The organism is Saccharothrix longispora (assembly GCF_030852425.1).
GTDB classification, from domain to species: domain Bacteria; phylum Actinomycetota; class Actinomycetes; order Mycobacteriales; family Pseudonocardiaceae; genus Actinosynnema; species Actinosynnema longispora.
Window position 1 is genome coordinate 20,642 of record NZ_NSDM01000017.1, and the last position, 15,931, is coordinate 36,572.

13 protein-coding genes and 1 pseudogene are annotated in these 15,931 nt (G+C 72.4%); 12 read left to right on the top strand and 2 right to left on the bottom strand.

Annotated elements, in window-relative coordinates; all coding sequences use genetic code 11:
• The first annotated feature begins 178 nt into the window (after positions 1 to 178).
• The 10 genes and pseudogenes from CKY47_RS31085 (at position 179) to CKY47_RS31125 (ending at position 10,829) form a co-directional block, all read left to right on the top strand.
• Entirely contained in the window at positions 179 to 2,524 is a 2,346-nt protein-coding gene (locus CKY47_RS31085; RefSeq protein WP_306749895.1) for a beta-xylosidase/alpha-l-arabinosidase, read from the top strand.
• The gene (locus CKY47_RS31090; protein ID WP_306749896.1) at positions 2,521 to 3,504 is read left to right on the top strand and encodes an ABC transporter permease; all 984 of its coding nucleotides are present in this window, start codon (positions 2,521 to 2,523) and stop codon (positions 3,502 to 3,504) included. Before CKY47_RS31085 ends, CKY47_RS31090 begins: the two co-directional genes overlap by 4 nt.
• Positions 3,501 to 4,436, top strand: a complete 936-nt coding sequence (locus CKY47_RS31095) for a carbohydrate ABC transporter permease (RefSeq protein ID WP_306749897.1) — start codon at positions 3,501 to 3,503, stop codon at positions 4,434 to 4,436. The genes CKY47_RS31090 and CKY47_RS31095 overlap by 4 nt, the downstream gene beginning before the upstream one ends.
• A gap of 48 nt (positions 4,437 to 4,484) precedes the next feature.
• The gene (locus tag CKY47_RS31100; RefSeq protein ID WP_306749898.1) at positions 4,485 to 6,110 is read left to right on the top strand and encodes an ABC transporter substrate-binding protein; all 1,626 of its coding nucleotides are present in this window, start codon (positions 4,485 to 4,487) and stop codon (positions 6,108 to 6,110) included.
• A 75-nt stretch (positions 6,111 to 6,185) separates the two neighbouring features.
• Positions 6,186 to 7,712, top strand: coding sequence for a GH39 family glycosyl hydrolase (locus CKY47_RS31105; protein ID WP_306749899.1), 1,527 nt, complete (start codon positions 6,186 to 6,188; stop codon positions 7,710 to 7,712).
• 5 nt (positions 7,713 to 7,717) lie between these two features.
• Complete coding sequence (locus CKY47_RS31110) at positions 7,718 to 8,401, top strand: glycosyl transferase (RefSeq protein ID WP_306749900.1); 684 nt, start codon at positions 7,718 to 7,720, stop codon at positions 8,399 to 8,401.
• 70 nt (positions 8,402 to 8,471) lie between these two features.
• A pseudogene (locus CKY47_RS37080) lies at positions 8,472 to 8,717 on the top strand (beta-galactosidase); the annotation flags it as partial.
• Positions 8,718 to 8,743: 26 nt separating this feature from the next.
• The gene (locus CKY47_RS31115; protein WP_306749901.1) at positions 8,744 to 9,922 is read left to right on the top strand and encodes a beta-galactosidase; all 1,179 of its coding nucleotides are present in this window, start codon (positions 8,744 to 8,746) and stop codon (positions 9,920 to 9,922) included.
• Positions 9,923 to 9,927: 5 nt separating this feature from the next.
• Positions 9,928 to 10,266, top strand: a complete 339-nt coding sequence (locus CKY47_RS31120) for a hypothetical protein (protein WP_306749902.1) — start codon at positions 9,928 to 9,930, stop codon at positions 10,264 to 10,266.
• 74 nt (positions 10,267 to 10,340) lie between these two features.
• Positions 10,341 to 10,829 (top strand): hypothetical protein, encoded by a 489-nt coding sequence (locus tag CKY47_RS31125; RefSeq protein ID WP_306749903.1) that lies wholly within the window; start codon positions 10,341 to 10,343, stop codon positions 10,827 to 10,829.
• A gap of 13 nt (positions 10,830 to 10,842) precedes the next feature.
• On the opposite strand, the gene CKY47_RS31130 is transcribed toward CKY47_RS31125, so the two are convergent.
• Complete coding sequence (locus CKY47_RS31130) at positions 10,843 to 11,259, bottom strand: DUF5980 family protein (protein ID WP_306749904.1); 417 nt, start codon at positions 11,257 to 11,259, stop codon at positions 10,843 to 10,845.
• 621 nt (positions 11,260 to 11,880) lie between these two features.
• Between CKY47_RS31130 and CKY47_RS31135 the strand changes: the two genes are divergently transcribed.
• Positions 11,881 to 12,285, top strand: a complete 405-nt coding sequence (locus CKY47_RS31135) for a hypothetical protein (RefSeq protein ID WP_306749905.1) — start codon at positions 11,881 to 11,883, stop codon at positions 12,283 to 12,285.
• Between the two features lie 4 nt (positions 12,286 to 12,289).
• On the opposite strand, the gene CKY47_RS31140 is transcribed toward CKY47_RS31135, so the two are convergent.
• Positions 12,290 to 14,242, bottom strand: coding sequence for an alpha-glucuronidase (locus CKY47_RS31140; protein ID WP_306749906.1), 1,953 nt, complete (start codon positions 14,240 to 14,242; stop codon positions 12,290 to 12,292).
• Between the two features lie 227 nt (positions 14,243 to 14,469).
• On the opposite strand from CKY47_RS31140, the gene CKY47_RS31145 reads away from it, so the two are divergent.
• A complete protein-coding gene (locus CKY47_RS31145) occupies positions 14,470 to 15,915 on the top strand; it encodes a serine/threonine-protein kinase (RefSeq protein WP_306749907.1) in 1,446 nt (481 codons plus the stop codon).
• The last annotated feature ends 16 nt before the right edge of the window (positions 15,916 to 15,931 follow it).

Sequence of the window (15,931 nt, forward strand, 5' to 3'; positions counted from 1 at the left end):
AAGTTTCGGCGCTCACCCTAGGGGTTGCGGGCCGCAACGACCAGCATCTGTTCACCCACATGAACTTGTTGACGTGCACTGGAGTTGGTCCTACGGTCCGTCCCACCGGACCGATTATCGGCTTCACAGTCGATAGTTTCGGCTATTCACGAAGACGTGAGTCGGAGGTACCTGGTCGATGACGAACAGGACGACGGACGCCGCGGCGCCGCCCGTCGGGAGGGCGGTCCCCCCGTGGCGGGACGCGCGCCTGCCGGTCGCTGACCGGGTCGAGGCGCTGGTCTCGGAGATGACGCTCCGCGAGAAGCTCGCCCAGCTCGTCGGGGTGTGGGTGGGCGCCGACCCGGAGGGCGGCGAGGTCGCGCCGCACCAGAACGAGATGACCGGCGACCCCGTCGACTGGACCGAGGTCATCGCCGCCGGGCTCGGCCAGCTCACCCGCCCGTTCGGCACGCGACCGGTGGACCCGGTGGCGGGCGCCCGTTCGCTCGCCGTGTCGCAGGAGCAGGTCGTGGCGGCCAACCGGTTCGGCATCCCCGCCCTGGTCCACGAGGAGTGCCTGACCGGGTTCGCCGCCTTCCGCGCCACCGCGTTCCCCGCGCCGCTGTCCTGGGGCGCGAGCTTCGACCCCGCCCTGGTCGCCGAGGTGTCGGGCCTGATCGGCGCCTCCATGCGGGCCGCGGGCGTGCACCAGGGCCTCGCGCCGGTCCTCGACGTCACCCGCGACTACCGCTGGGGCCGCACCGAGGAGACCATCGGCGAGGACCCCTACCTGGTCGGCACCGTCGGCACCGCCTACGTGCGAGGACTGGAGCGGGCCGGGGTCGTGGCCACGCTCAAGCACTTCGCGGGCTACTCGGCCTCGCGCGCCGGGCGCAACCTCGCGCCGGTGTCGATCGGCCCGCGCGAGTTCGCGGACGTCGTGCTGCCGCCGTTCGAGATGGCCGTGCGCGAGGGCGGCGCCCGCTCGGTGATGAACTCCTACAGCGACGTGGACGGCGTGCCGTCCGCCGCCGACCACGCCCTGCTCACCGGCCTGCTGCGGGACACCTGGGACTTCGGCGGCACGGTCGTCGCCGACTACTTCGCGGTGAAGTTCCTCCAGTCGCTGCACGGCGTCGCCGCCGACGAGGGGCGCGCCGCCGGGCTGGCGCTGGCCGCGGGCGTCGACGTGGAGCTGCCGACCGTGCGCTGCTACGGGGAACCGCTGCTGCGGGCCGTCGAACGCGGTGACGTGGACGAGGCGCTGGTGGACCGGGCGCTGCGGCGCGTGCTGCGCCAGAAGGTCGAACTGGGCCTGCTCGACCCCGACTGGTCGCCGTGGCCCGCAGACCTCGACGCGCTGCGCCTCGACACCCCGGAGGCGCGGGACGCGGCGCTGCGGCTGGCGCGGGAGTCCGTCGTGCTGCTGGCCAACGACGGCGTGCTCCCCCTGCGGCCCGACCTGCGGCTGGCCGTGGTCGGCCCGCTGGCCGACGACCCGATGGCGATGCTCGGCTGCTACTCCTTCCCCGCGCACATCGGCGTGCACCACCCGGACGCCGGGCTCGGCCTGGACATCCCGACCGTGCTGGGCGCGCTGCGCGAGGCCGGCGCCGACGTGGCGCACGCCCGGGGCTGCGACGTGCGCGGCGACGACCGGTCCGGTTTCGACGAGGCCGTCGCGGCGGCGCGGGACGCCGACGCGTGCGTGGCGGTCGTCGGCGACCTGGCGGGCCTGTTCGGCCGCGGCACGTCCGGCGAGGGCTGCGACGCCACCACGCTGGAGCTGCCCGGCGTGCAGGCCGACCTGGTGCGGGCCGTGCTGGCCACCGGCACCCCCGTCGTGCTGCTGCTCGTCACCGGTCGGCCCTACGCCGTCGGCGACCTGGCCGCGGGCGCGGCGGCGACCGTGCAGACCTTCTTCCCCGGCCAGCTCGGCGGCCGGGCCATCGCGGACGTGCTCACCGGAGCCGTGTCGCCGTCGGGTCGGCTGCCCGTCGGCATCCCCGCCGACCCGTCCGGCCAGCCCGGCACCTACCTGTCCGCGCCGCTGGGCCGCCTCAGCGGTGTGTCCAATGTGGACCCGACGCCCGCCTTCCCGTTCGGCCACGGCCTGGGCTACGGCGAGTTCACCTGGTCGGAGCCCCGGGTGGCCGGCACGACGTGGGCCACCGACGGCGCGGTCGAGCTGGAGCTGGACGTGCACAACCCCGGCGCCCGGACCGGCGCGGACGTCGTGCAGCTGTACCTGCACGACCCCGTCGCCCAGGTCGTGCGGCCGGTGGTGCGGCTGGTCGGCTACGCGCGCGTGCCCCTGGAACCCGGCGGGACGGCCCGGGTGCGGTTCCGGGTGCCCGCCGACGCGACCTCGTTCACCGGGACCGACGGGCGGCGCGTGGTGGAACCCGGCGAGGTGCGGCTGCGCGTGTCGCGCTCCAGCGCCGACGTGCGCGCCGAGGTCGAGTTGGAGCTCGTCGGCCCGCCGCGCGTGGTCGACCACACCCGCGAGCTGCTGACCGCCGTGGAGGTGGTGCCGTCGTGAGCGTCGACACCCGCGAACCCGCGACCGCCCCGGCCGGACCGCCGCAGGCGCCGCCGCCCAAGCGGCCGGCGGGCAACCGCCGGACCTGGCGCAGGGCGTTCAGCCGCGACTGGCAGCTGTACTCGCTGGCCCTGGTGCCGCTGCTGTTCTTCCTGGTCTTCCGGTACCTGCCGATGGTCGGCAACGTCATCGCGTTCCGGCGGTTCGTGCCCGGCGGCAGCCTGTTCGGCGAGTCGTGGGTCGGCCTGCGGTACGTGAACATGTTCCTCAACGACCCCACGTTCTGGCAAGTCTTCGGGAACACGCTGGTCCTCGGCACGCTGACCCTGCTGTTCTGCTTCCCGCTGCCGATCGTGCTGGCCCTGCTTCTCAACGAGGTCCGCACCCGCTACTTCAAGCGGTTCGTGCAGACCGTGTCGTACCTGCCGCACTTCCTGTCCATCGTGATCGTGGCGGGCATGCTGCTCCAGCTGGTGTCCGTGGAGGGCACCGTCAACCAGGTGGTCAAGGCGTTCGGCGGCAGCCCGATCGCGTTCGCCCAGGAGCCGGACTGGTTCCGCACCATCTACGTCTCCTCGGAGGTGTGGCAGACCGTCGGCTGGGGCACGATCCTCTACCTCGCGGCGCTGACCACCATCGACAACCAGCTCTACGAGGCCGCCCGCATCGACGGCGCGGGCCGGTGGAAGCAGACCTGGCACATCACCCTGCCCGGCATCCGGCCGACGATGATCACCCTGCTGATCCTCAACATCGGCACGTTCATGGCGGTCGGCTTCGAGAAGGTCCTGCTGATCTACAACCCGCTGACCTACCCGACCGCCGACGTGATCTCCACCTACCTGTACCGGGTCGGCATGGTGTCGAACAACTTCAGCTACGCCGCCGCCATCGGCCTGTTCGAGTCGGTCATCGGCCTCACCCTGATCCTGTCCGCCAACGCGATCTCGCGCCGCACAGTGGGGACGAGCCTGTGGTGACCACCGACCCGACGCGGCTGGCCGAGAAGATGGCCGCACCGACCGCGCCCAAGCGCACCGCGCTGGACGACAGCCGAGGCTACCGCGCGTTCCGCAAGGTCAACGCGGTGATCCTGCTGGTCGTCGTCGCCGTGACGCTGTACCCGTTCGTCAACGTCGTCGCCCAGTCGTTCAGCGACGAGCAGCACATCCTGGCGGGCCGGGTGAACCTGCTGCCCCGAGGGTTCAACCTGGAGACCTACAAGGTCGTCATGTCGGACTCGGCGTTCTGGAACAGCTACGCCAACACCGTGCTCTACACGGTCACCGCCACGGCGATCTCGCTGGTGCTGACCACCACCTACGCCTACGTGCTGTCCAAGCACCACCTCAAGGGCCGCGGGCTGCTCATCGGCATCGCCGTGTTCACCATGTTCTTCAACGGCGGCCTGATCCCGAACTACGTGCTCATCTCCGAGCTGGGCATGAAGAACACCCTCTGGGCGATCGTGCTGCCCAACGCGATCAGCGTGTTCAACCTGCTGGTGATGAAGGCGTTCTTCGAGAGCCTGCCCAAGGAGTTGGAGGAGGCTGCCGCCATCGACGGCCTGAACACCTACGGCATCCTGCTGCGCGTCGTGCTGCCGCTGTCCAAGGCGGTCGTGGCGACGATGATCCTGTTCTACGCGGTGGCCAACTGGAACTCGTGGTTCTCGGCGTTCCTCTACTTCGACCGGTCGGACCTGTTCCCGGTCACCGTCTACCTGCGCAACATGATCTCGGGCGCGTCCACGGCCACCTCGGTGGGCGGCGCGCAGAGCGACCTGACGCAGATCAACTCGAACATCAAGGCCGTGACGATGGTGCTCACCGTGCTGCCCATCATCGCCGTCTACCCGTTCATCCAGAAGTACTTCGTGTCGGGCGTGATGCTCGGCGCGGTGAAGCAGTGACCCCGAAGCAGTGACCAGCACGAATCGGAACGCTCCTAGGAGAGCACGATGCGAACGATGTGGAAGCGCGCGCTTCTGACGCTCACGGCAGGCAGCCTCGTGCTGGGCACCGTGGCGTGCAGCGAGGAGGAGGCGCCCGCCGGCGCCGTCGACCTCGACGGCAAGCGCGTCGGCGCGATGGCCGACTTCGCGGAGGGCAAGCAGTTCAAGGCCACCGAGGCCATCGAGCTGGGCGTCCTCTACAGCGACCACCCGAACTACGCCATCAAGGACGACTGGCTGCTGTGGAAGGAGATCACGTCGCGCACGAACGTCACGATCAAGCCGACGGTCGTGCCGATGAGCGACTACGAGCAGAAGCGCAGCCTCGTGGTCGGCGCCGGTGACGCGCCCACGATCATCGCCAAGACCTACCCGGGCCAGGAGCAGGCGTACGTCGCCTCGGGCGCGATCCTGCCGGTGAGCGACTACCTCGACCTGATGCCGAACTTCAAGGCGAAGATCGAGAAGTGGAAGCTCCAGCCCGACATCAACTCCCTCAAGCAGGACGACGGCAAGTTCTACCTCCTGCCGGGCGTGCACGAGGAGGTGTGGCCGGACTACACGCTGGCCTTCCGCACCGACGAGCTCCAGCGCCTCGGCCTCCAGGCGCCGAAGACGTGGGACGAGGTCCACACCGTCCTCAAGGCCATCAAGGCCGCGCACCCGGACGGCTACCCGCTGTCCGACCGGTTCGAGGGCAAGGCGATCCTCAACTACGCCGCGCAGACCTTCGGCACCTCCGCCGGCTGGGGCTACAACAACGCCCAGTGGAACGCCGACGAGGGCAAGTTCACCTTCACCGGCACCTCGCCCGAGCAGAAGGCGCTGGTGGAGTTCTTCCGCAAGCTCGTCGCCGAGGGCCTGATGGACCCGGAGAGCTTCACGCAGAAGGACGAGCCCGCGATCCAGAAGCTCGCCAACGGCAAGTCCTACGCGATCAGCACCAACGCGCAGAACCTGGTCAACGACTACCGCCCCGCGCTGGAGAACATCCCGGGCGCGACCATCGCGAAGATCACCGTGCCGGGTGGCCCGAAGGGTGACGTCATCACCGGTTCCCGCCTGGAGAACGGCCTGATGATCTCGGCCAAGGCGGTCGAGAGCGACAAGTTCGTGGCGACGATGCAGTTCATCGACTGGCTCTGGTACTCCGACGAAGGCCAGGAGTTCGCCAAGTGGGGCGTGGAGGGCACCACGTTCGACAAGGACGCCTCCGGCAAGCGGGTCCTCAAGTCCGACATCGCCTTCGGCGGCCTGAACACGGGCGCGCCGCAGCACCTCCAGAAGAACTTCGGCTTCCAGGGCGGCGTGTTCGCCTACGGCGGCACCACCGAGCTGCTCCAGTCGATGTTCACCGAGGAGGAGATCTCCTTCCAGGAGGCGATGAAGGCCAAGAAGGTCATCGCCCCGAACCCGCCGTACCCGTTCACCGCGGACGAGCGCGAGCAGGCCACCCTCTGGGAGACGCCGTTGAAGGACTTCGCCACCCAGGGCACGCTCCAGTTCATCCTCGGCAGCCGCGACATCTCGACGTGGGACGCCTACGTCAAGGAAGCGGAGGCCAAGGGCATGACGCAGTACATGGAGCTGGTGAACAGCGCCTACCAGCGCTTCAAGCAGAAGAACGGTTGAGCCGGTCGGGTCCGGCCGCGGTTGGGGCGGCCGGACCCGACCTCCCCCCGACGAGGACGCACGCCGGAGGTCCTGGTGAGCCACACCCACGTGCCCGAGCAGCCGCTCGGCCGCCTGTCCGCTTCCTGGCGCCACTGCGTGGGCACCGGGCGGCTCAACCTCGCGCTGCGCGCCGACCACCGGGAGTCGCTGGCCCTGGTGCGGCGCGAGATCGGCTTCCGGTACGTCCGGGGCCACGGCCTGCTGTCGGACGACATGGGCGTGCACCGGGTGTCCGGCGGCCGGGTCCGGTACTCGTGGACCTACCTGGACCAGGTGTTCGACCACTTCCTGGAACTGGGCGTCAAGCCGTTCGTGGAGCTGGGGTTCATGCCGACGGCGCTCGCCTCGGGCGAGGAGACCGTCTTCTGGTGGAAGGGCAACATCACGCCGCCGCGCTCGCACGACGAGTGGGCGGCGCTCGTGCGGGCGCTGCTGGCGCACCTGGTGGACCGGTACGGCGTGGACGAGGTCCGCACCTGGCCGATCGAGGTGTGGAACGAGCCGAACCTGGTGAACTTCTGGAAGGACGCGGACCAGGAGGCGTACTTCCGCCTGTACGAGACGACCGCGCGGGTCGTGAAGGACGTGGACGCGGACCTCCAGGTCGGCGGGCCGGCCATCTCGCCCGGTTCGGACGGGTGGTGGGAGCCGTTCGCCGAGTTCGTCGCCCGCCGGGACGTGCCGGTCGACTTCGTGTCCCGGCACGCCTACACCTCCGGACCGGCGCAGCACGTGCCGTTCGGCACCTACCAGACGCTGACCGCGCCGGGTGCGCTGCTCGACCAGTTCGACGCGCCGCGCAAGCACCTCGCGGGCACCGCGCTGGCCGGGCTGCCGGTGCACATCACCGAGTTCAACACCTCCTACCGGCCGGACAACCCGATCCACGACACCGCGTACAACGCCGCCTACCTGGCCCCGGTGCTCGCGGGCGGCGGCGACCTGGTCGACTCGTTCTCCTACTGGACGTTCTGCGACGTGTTCGAGGAGGAGAACATCCCCACCTCGCTGTTCCACGGCGGTTTCGGGCTGCTCGCGCACCGGCAGGTGCGCAAGCCGACCTACCACCTGTACGCGTTCATGGCCCGCATGGGCCCCCACGTGCTGGCGCGCGGCGAGGACCACCTGGTGTGCCGCGACGACGACGGCCGGGTGACGGTGCTGGCGTGGCAGCCGGTGGGCGGCACCGGGGGGCCGGACGTGCCGGAGCGGCACGACGTGCGGCTGTCCGTGCCCGTCCCCGGGACCCGCGCGTTCGTGCGGCGCGAGCGGGTCGGCGAGCACGACGGCAACGCGTTCGCCGCGTGGCGCGAGCTGGGCCGGCCGCGCTCGCCGTCGGCGCGGCAGCTCGACGTGCTGCGGGACTGCTCGCGCCCGGCCGTCGAGCACTCGGCCCGCGCGGTCGTGGACGGGCGGGTGACCCTGGACCTGGCGCTGTCCCGGCACGAGGTGACGTTCGCGGAGGTCCTCCCGGTGCGCCCGGAGGAGCACGAGGGGCTGGACGACCGGCGGCTGCTGGGCGTCTCCGACGACCGCCTCGTCGCGGCGCACGAGAGGTGACCGCCGTGGACGAGCGCGACCCCGCCGCCGAGATCGGTCCCGGCGTCCTGTCCCGCGCCGCCTCGGTCGTGTACTGGTTCCTGGTCGTCGAGGTGCTGCTGGTGCTGACCACCGCGCCCGGCCTGCTGCTGGTGCCGTTGCTGGCCGGGGACGCGGGCAACGCGCCGCTGGTCGCGCTGTGCTTCGCCCCGGTCGGCCCGGCGCTGTCCGCGGCGCTGTTCGCGTGGCGGGTGTTCCTCACCGACCGCGACCTGTCCCCCGCCCGGCACTTCCTGCGCGGCTACCGGCTGAACTGGCCGGACGTGCTGCGCTGGTGGCTGCCGGTGCTCGCGGCGCTGGCCGTGATCGGCTTCACCCTGGCGAACCTGCGCTTCGCGGGCGTGCCCACCGGGTACGGCGCGGTGCTGGTGGTCGTCGCGGTCGGCCTGCTGGTGTGGTCGTCCAACGCGCTGGTGCTGTCCTCGGCGCTGTCGCTGCGCACCCGGGACACGGCCCGGCTCGCCTCCTACTACCTGGCCGCCCGCCCACTGGCCGCGCTCGGCGCGCTGTCCCTGCTCGTCGCCGCGGGCGGCGTCGCGGCGCTGGTCTCGGACCGGCTGCTGCTCCTGCTCGCCGCACCGTTCACCCTCGCCCTCCTGCGCAACGCCGAACCGGTGCTGCGCGACGCGACCCGGAGGTTCACCGCGTGAACGACGTCCACCCCCGGCGGCGGAGATCGGCTACGGCGGCGACCACAACCCCGAGCAGTGGCCCCGCGAGGTGTGGGACCGCGACTACGAGGCGTTCTCGCCGGCCCGCGCCGACACCGTCACGGTCGGCGTGTTCGCGTGGGCCCACCTCCAGCCCGCCGAGGACCGCTACGACTTCTCGACGCTGGACGCGATCGTGGAACGGGCGACCGCCGAGGGCAAGCGGATCGTGCAGGCCACGCCGAGCGGCGCGATGCCGCCGTGGCCGGCCCACGCGTACCCGGAGGTGTGCCGGGTGGACTTCGAGGGTCGTCGGCACGTCTACGGGCAGCGGCACAACGCGTGCCCCTCCTCCCCCGCAGTCGCGCGGGGCGTGCGAGAAGTACCACGGCGCGGTGCTCGACCACGCCGGACACCGACATCCGGCTGTTCCGGGAGGTCGCTGAGCTGGGGCGGGAGTTCGAGCTGGTCGGTGACGCGGTGCTCGGCGCCCGCACGCCCGCGCGGGTCGCGCTGCTGGTCGACTGGGCCAGCTGGTGGGCGGTCGAGATGTCCGACGGCCCCAACCGCAACGTGCGCCACGTCGGGGTGCCGGCCGCCTACCACCGGGCGCTGTGGCAGGCCAACGCCCTGGTGGACGTGGTACCGGTGACGGCGGACCCGGGCCGCTACGACGTCGTGGTCGCGCCGCTGCTGCACGTGGTGAAGGGCGACCTGGCGGACCGGGTCGCCGAGGTGGTGCTGCGGGGCGGGACGTTCCTGACGACGGCGCTGTCCGGACGGGTGGACGAGGACGACAACGCGTTCCTCGCCGACGTGCCCGGCCCGTTCGCCGGGCTGCTCGGCCTGCGGGTGGAGGAGACCGACGCCCGGCAGCCGGACGTGGTCGACCCGGTGGTGCCCTCGGGCACGGCGCACGAGGCGCGGCACGTGTTCGAGGTGGTCGTGCCGGAGGACGCCGAGGTGCCGGCCACCTACGGCGCGGACTTCTGCGCCGGTACGCCGGCCGTGACGCGGGCCCGGCGCGGTGCCGGCAGTGCCTGGTACGTGGCGACCCTGTTGGACGACGGAGGGGTGGGGGCAGTGGTGGACGGGGTGCTCGCCGAGCACGGGCCGGCCGGTCCGCTGGCCGACGTGCCGGACGGCGAGGTGGTCGAGCGGGTGGCGCCGAACGGCACCCGGTACGCGTTCGTGCTCGACCACGGCGCGGAGCGGGTGGTGACGTGCCCGTTCGACGGCGTGGACCTGCTCACCGGGCGGCAACTGCGGTCGGGGACGACTTGGCGCTCCCCCGGACCGCCACGCTCGTGGTCCGCTGCCCGTGAGCCGGTCGACGTCCTCCGCTCCGCACATCGGCGGCCACGACGAAACACAATTCCACCGAAGACCGAATTCCTGCGCGACAATCACTCGAACAGGCATTCCGGAAACTCTTTCGGGCGATTGAGACCACGTCGAGCGCCACACACCATACAGTTGTGCGGTATGCAACCTGGCGCTTTTCTGCGATTGCGTTGGTGATGACCATGATCGCGGGCTGTGCCGGCAACATCACCTTCGCCGGCGGCGTCGGCGGGTGCGGCGTCGACGCGCACAGCGTGCACGCCTCTCGCGGCACCCCGGGCGACATGGGCGGCAAGGCGACCATTCGGTGCACGGTGGAGGTGGCGGACGTGCGCCTGGAGGTCCGACTGGAGCAGCAGCGGGAATCGACGTGGGCACCGGTCGCCGACAACCTCGCCCTGCCAGGTGGCTACGGGCCGGCGGTCGGCGTGCTCCCCGCGAACAAACGGCGACGCGCCAGGTCTTCGTCCCGTGCGCGCCGGGGACCTACCGGCTCGCCGCGCGCGGGAGCGCCACGCTGAACGGGGCACCGAGCGCATCCGCGGCGTGGCAGTACAGTGTGCCCGCGACGAACCCGTGCGACGGGAGTTGAGGCGTGACGAAAGATCATCGCCTCCGGCCCGACCCGTTCCACGACGATTCGGGGTTCCCGATTCCGCTGCTCCGCCTTCGCGACGCGATCCGCGCACGCGGTGGCGACGTCGAGGGCGCCGGCTCGCGGTGGGTCCTCACCCACCCCGACGACGCGCTGCCCGACATCACCGTGGTCGTCTCCGACAACGGCGACGTCGTGGTCGGCGCGGGGGACGGGCGGGTGCTGGACGTGTTCCGGGACGAGGCGTGGGCGGTCCACGACCCGGCGCGCGGGTGGACGCACCTGGAGGACGACCTGCTCGCCATCCTGGACGGGGGGTTCACGCGCGAGGAGTGGTTCGACGGCGACGGGCGGCGGGTCGCGTGGGCGGTGCGCCTCGTGGGCGCGCACGTCGACGAGGCGGGCGGCACGGCGGGGAGCGCCGATGAGGCCCGGATGCGTCGGTCCTCCACCTACCCCGCCTGGCCGGCACCGGGACATCGGGCGTGACCGCTCCGCCCCGTCAGCAGCGCTCCCGCACGGTGATGGTGATCGGCGCGGTGCGGGTGTCGACACCGTCCGAGACCCACAGGTGCGCGGCGTACACGCCGACCGGGGCCGGCGCCAGCGGCGTGTGGACGCCGGCGGCGATGCCGTTGTCGTAGTCCGACCCCGGGGCGATCGGCGTGGTGCCGGAGCGGGAGCCCGGCGGCAGGTCGCGCACCTCGGCCGTGAGCTGCCGCGTCCACGTGCCGTGCACCGGGACGAGGAAGTACTGGCCGGGGTGGCCGAAGTCGGAGGTCACGCACGTCCGCTGGGTCCCGATGTCGCGCAAGGTCCACGTGGTGCCGGTGGAGGGCGCCGCCGCCGCCGGGGAGGCCCCGATGAGTGTCGACACCAGACCCAGCACCAGACCGGCCGCGCGGTGAACGGATTTCATGGATTCCTCCAGGGGTATCGTTCGAACGACGACGACCACCCTTGAAGGATTACCATTCATTCACGGCGTCACACAACCCGTGAAATGCGTCTTGATTCGAAGAATCGCCGACACGATTGCCCGAAAGTGCAATTGCCCGAAAGTGCACCGCGTGGCCGGGGCCGCGGTGTCGGGGGCTCCCGCTACGGTTCCGCCCATGATCCGAGAACTGCGGGACCGACTGGGCCCGTTCCGCGACGAGGCGCTCGCGCGCGGCATCCCCGCCGACGACGTGGAGCGCTGGTCGACCCTCGCCCGCCCCTGCGCCACGCTGACCGCGCGGGGCGACGGACCGGTCGTGGGCCGGTTCGGCGGTCCGCTCCTGCTCCCGGCGGACACCCCGGACCCCGCCCATCCCTTCGTCGCCTCCCTCGACCTCGCGGCCCTGCCCGCGGACGCGACGGACCTGCCCCTGCCGCCCGACGGCCACCTGCTGCTGTTCGCCGAACTGGAGCACGAGTACGACCCCGCCGAGCGGGGCGGCGTGGTCCACGTGACCGCCGGCGCGGCCGTGGCGGAGCGGGACGGGCGGGGCACCGGGGACGCGGAGTACCCCGGGGGCCGCTGCGGCTGCGGATCGACGTGTCGCTGCCGTACCACGAGGCGGTCGAACTCCCGGACGGCCGGGGGCACGGGCCGCTACCGGGCCACCCCCGCAGCGAGGACCTCGTCGAGGCCTGGAACAGCACGCACGACGACATCGCCCCCTGGGGGTCGTTGCAGCTCGGGGGGTACTCCGCGGAGGAGGCGGTGTTCACGGACCCGGTCGCCGACGCGGTGTCCGACGCCGTGCGCTCGGTGCGGGAGGGCCGGTGGACCGGACCGGTGTCGGCCGACCCGGCGGACTGGGTGCTCCTGGCCGACTGGGACGCGGGCATGGACGTGACGGGGTGGGAGGGAGCCGTCGTGCACTGGGTGGTCCAGCGCGACGACCTGGTGGCGCGGCGCTTCGACCGCGTGTTCACCACGTTCTTCTGGAACCCCTGACCCGTCAGAAGATCCGGCGGCCCCGCTCGTCGGGGACGCCGGACTTGCGGAGGAAGTAGGTGTTCACCTGGTCGCGCCACTCGGTCGCGCACCGCGCCTGCTCCACCAGCAGCGCCGTGACGCGGTCGAACAGCGCGGCGGGCACGCGGCCCTCCAGGGTCGCCCACACCTCGCGCATCCGGCCCACCTCCTCGACACCCGCGAAGTGCTCGTCGTAGATGTGCTGGACCACCGTCTTCCCGGAGCGCAGCACGTGGTCGTAGGGCACGTGGTGGAAGAACAGCAGCAGCTCGTCCGGGCAGCTCCCCACCGACTCGTACACCTCGCGCCACGGGGCCGGGTACTGGCCGGTGAACCCGGTGCCGGTGGCCCGGGTCCGGTCGACGCCGACACCGTCGCGGTCGGCGAAGTGGTACGTGCCCCACTGCGTGTACTCGTAGCCGTCGACGGACGGGCCGTAGTGGTGGCCCGGGTTGACCATGAAGCCGACGCCGAGCGGGGCGGTGTAGCGCTCGTAGGTGTGCCACGAGCCGTCCAGGACCTCGTGCAGCGGACCCCGCACCGACGGGTCCTCGAAGGTCAGGCCGATCCACTCGTCCAGCACGGCCGCCGGGTCGAGGCGGTCGTCCCACGCGAGCCGGCCGAAGCCGAACAGGTTGGCCTGCGCCAGCGGGTGGCCGGTCCAGAACTCGTCGTCGCCGACGTTCGACACCGCCACCACGCCGTCAACCAGGTCGGCGACCGGTTCGCCGCCGCGCAGCCCGAACCCGAGGACCTCCGACCACTGCGGCACCAGGTGGCACACGTGCTTCTGCTGCCCGGTGTACTCCTGGGTGACCTGGAACTCGGCGGCCAGCCGGGTCCTCGGCATCGCCGCGAACACCGGGGAGACGGGTTCGCGGGCCTGGAAGTCCATCGGCCCGTACTTGACCTGGAGCACCACGTTGTCGTCGAACGCGCCGTCGAGCGGGGCGAAGTGGTCGTGCGCGGCGCGGGCGCGGTCGGTGCCCCGGTCGCGCCAGTCCTGGCGGTGGTCGTAGACGAACGCGCGCCAGAACACCGTGCCGCCGTGCGGTTCGAGGGCGCGGGCCAGCGCGTTCGCGCCGTCGGCGTGGTCCCGACCGTAGGCGAACGGGCCGGGTTGGCCCTCCGAGTCGGCCTTCACGACGTACCCGCCGAAGTCGGGGATCGCCGCGTAGGCGGCGGCGGTCGTGCGCTCCCACCACTCCCGCACGGCGGGGTCGAGCGGGTCCGCCGTGGGCAGCCCTCCCAGCGTGATCGGGGCGGCGAAGCTCACCGACAGGTGCACGGCGACGCCGTGCGGGCGGAACACCTCCGCCAGCCGCGCCACGTCCGGCAGCAGGTCGGTCAGCAGCCGCGCCTCGGTGCGGTGCACGTTGACGTTGTTCAGGGCGACCCGGTTGACGCCGATCGAGCCGAGCAGGCGGGCATAGGAGGCGACGCGGCCCAGGTCGGCGCGCACCCCGCCGTCTGCGTAGAAGATCGAGCCGCCCGCGTACCCCCGTTCGACCTGCCCCATCAGGGGGTGGACGTCGATGTTGTCCCAGTGGTCGAGCATGCGGATCGCCCGGCGCGGCGCGTGCCGCTCGGCCGGCAGGTCGCCGCCGAACGCCGCCTCGCCCCGGCGCACGACGTGGTGCAGGCCGTACAGCAGGCCGGGGCCGCCCTCGGCGCGGACGATCGTGGTGCCGCCGGTCCGCTCGACGGTGAACGCCTCGCCGTCGCCGTCGGCGGCGACCAGGTCGAGGTCCACCGGGCCGTCGGCGACCAGCGCGCCGCCGTGCTCGGCGACCGCCGCCGCCACCTCGGCGCGCACCGTGCCCACCAGCGGCCCGTCGCCGGCCACCCTGACCCGCCGCGCCCCCAGGGGCCGGAACGCCGCCGCGGGCAGCCAGGCGGGATCGGTCCGGCGCTCGGTGCTCGCTGTGCTCGCCACGCCGTCGAACCTAGGTCGGGAACCCAGGCGGGGCAAGGGGTTCGTCGTCCACAATCGACGTTCGGCGGGGCGAAACTGTTTCGTGGTCGGCATTCCGCTCGTCGCGCCCCCCCGGCCGGGGGGCGGTCGGGCGGCGGCGTTCCCGGGCCGTGACCCACCGGCGCTAGGGTTGCCCGGTACGGCGTTCGACCACTCCGGTCGCGCGGGACGGGAGGCGGGAGCCGGTGGTGGACGAGGGGCGGTTGGTAGCGGGGCGCTACCGGCTGCGCACGAGGCTCGGTTCGGGCGCCATGGGGGTGGTCTGGCAGGCGTTCGACGAGCGGCTCGGTCGGGTCGTCGCGCTCAAGCAGCTCATCGTGCCGGAGGGCACGGGGTCGGCGGAGGCGGTCGCCCGCGCCGCCCGCGAGGGGCGGATCGCCGCACGGGTGCAGCACCCGAACGCCGTCACCGTGCACGACGTGGTCGAGGACGAAGGCCGACCGGTCCTGGTCATGGAGTACGTGCCGGCGCGCACGTTGGCCGAGGTGGGCGTGCTGCCGCCGGACGCGGCCGCGCGGATCGGGGCGCAGGTCGCCTCGGCGCTGGCCGCCGCCCACGCGGCCGGCGTCGTGCACCGCGACGTGAAGCCGGGCAACGTCCTGATCACCTCGGACGGCACGGCGAAGATCAGCGATTTCGGCATCGCCCGCGCGGTCGGCGACGTGGCCGTCACCCGGACCGGCCTGCTCGCGGGCACGCCCGCCTACCTGTCGCCCGAGGTCGCCCGGGGTGCCGAACCGGGCCCGGCGTCCGACGTGTTCGCGCTCGGCGCCACCCTGTACGCGGCGGTCGAGGGGCGGCCCCCGTTCGGCGAGGGCGGCAACACCATCGCGCTGCTGCACACGGTGGCCGCCGGCCGCTTCGACCCGCCCCGCAACGCCGGGCCGCTGACCGGCGCGCTGATGCAGGCGCTGCGCACCGACCCGACGACCCGGCCCGACATGGCCCGGTTCGCCGATCTGCTGCGCTCCCCCGCTTCCTCCTCCTCACCTGCTTCCTCCGCTCCACCGGCTGTCCCCGCTCCCCCTGCGACGCGTCTCGACCTGCCCGTGCCGCCGATCGGCCCGTCGCGCCGCCGCCCGGTGCTGATCGGCGTGACCGCCCTCGTCGTCGTGGGCGGCATCGTCCTCGCCGTCCTGCTCGCGGCGAAGAGCGACGACACCGCGGCCGGTGGTGCCCCGACGTCGGGCGGCACGACGACCTCGACGACCGCGTCCGAGACCGAGGGCGAGGTGACCGCCGACCGGCTCCGGCAGACCGCGGCCGACTACTACGCCCTGCTGCCGGACGACACCGGCGGCGCGTGGGCGATGCTCGGCCCCGGCATGCGGGAGCAGGGTCGGGAGAAGTACGACGAGACGTGGGAGGTCGTGCGGGACCTCACCGTGACGACGCCGCCCGAGGCGACCGGCCCGGACCACGTCACCGTGGGGTTGCGGTACACCGGCGAGGACGACGAGCGGATCGCCGAGACCCGGGGCCTGATGCTCGCCGAGGTCGACGGCACCCTGCTCATCGTGGCCGAGGAGGTGCTGTCGTCGGAGCGCGTCGAGGAGGACGGCGGCGACGACGAGGGCGAGGGCGGGCGGCGCGGCAAGGACAAGGACGAGAAGGGCAGGAAGGGCGAGGGCTGACGGGTCGGCCGGCGGA

Coding starts and splice junctions, on each gene's coding strand:
- CKY47_RS31100 (WP_306749898.1), top strand. CDS start 4,485: ATGCGAACGATGTGGAAGCGCGCGCTTCTGACGCTCACGGCAGGCAGC.
- CKY47_RS31085 (WP_306749895.1), top strand. CDS start 179: ATGACGAACAGGACGACGGACGCCGCGGCGCCGCCCGTCGGGAGGGCG.
- CKY47_RS31130 (WP_306749904.1), bottom strand. CDS start 11,259: ATGAAATCCGTTCACCGCGCGGCCGGTCTGGTGCTGGGTCTGGTGTCG.
- CKY47_RS31120 (WP_306749902.1), top strand. CDS start 9,928: ATGATCGCGGGCTGTGCCGGCAACATCACCTTCGCCGGCGGCGTCGGC.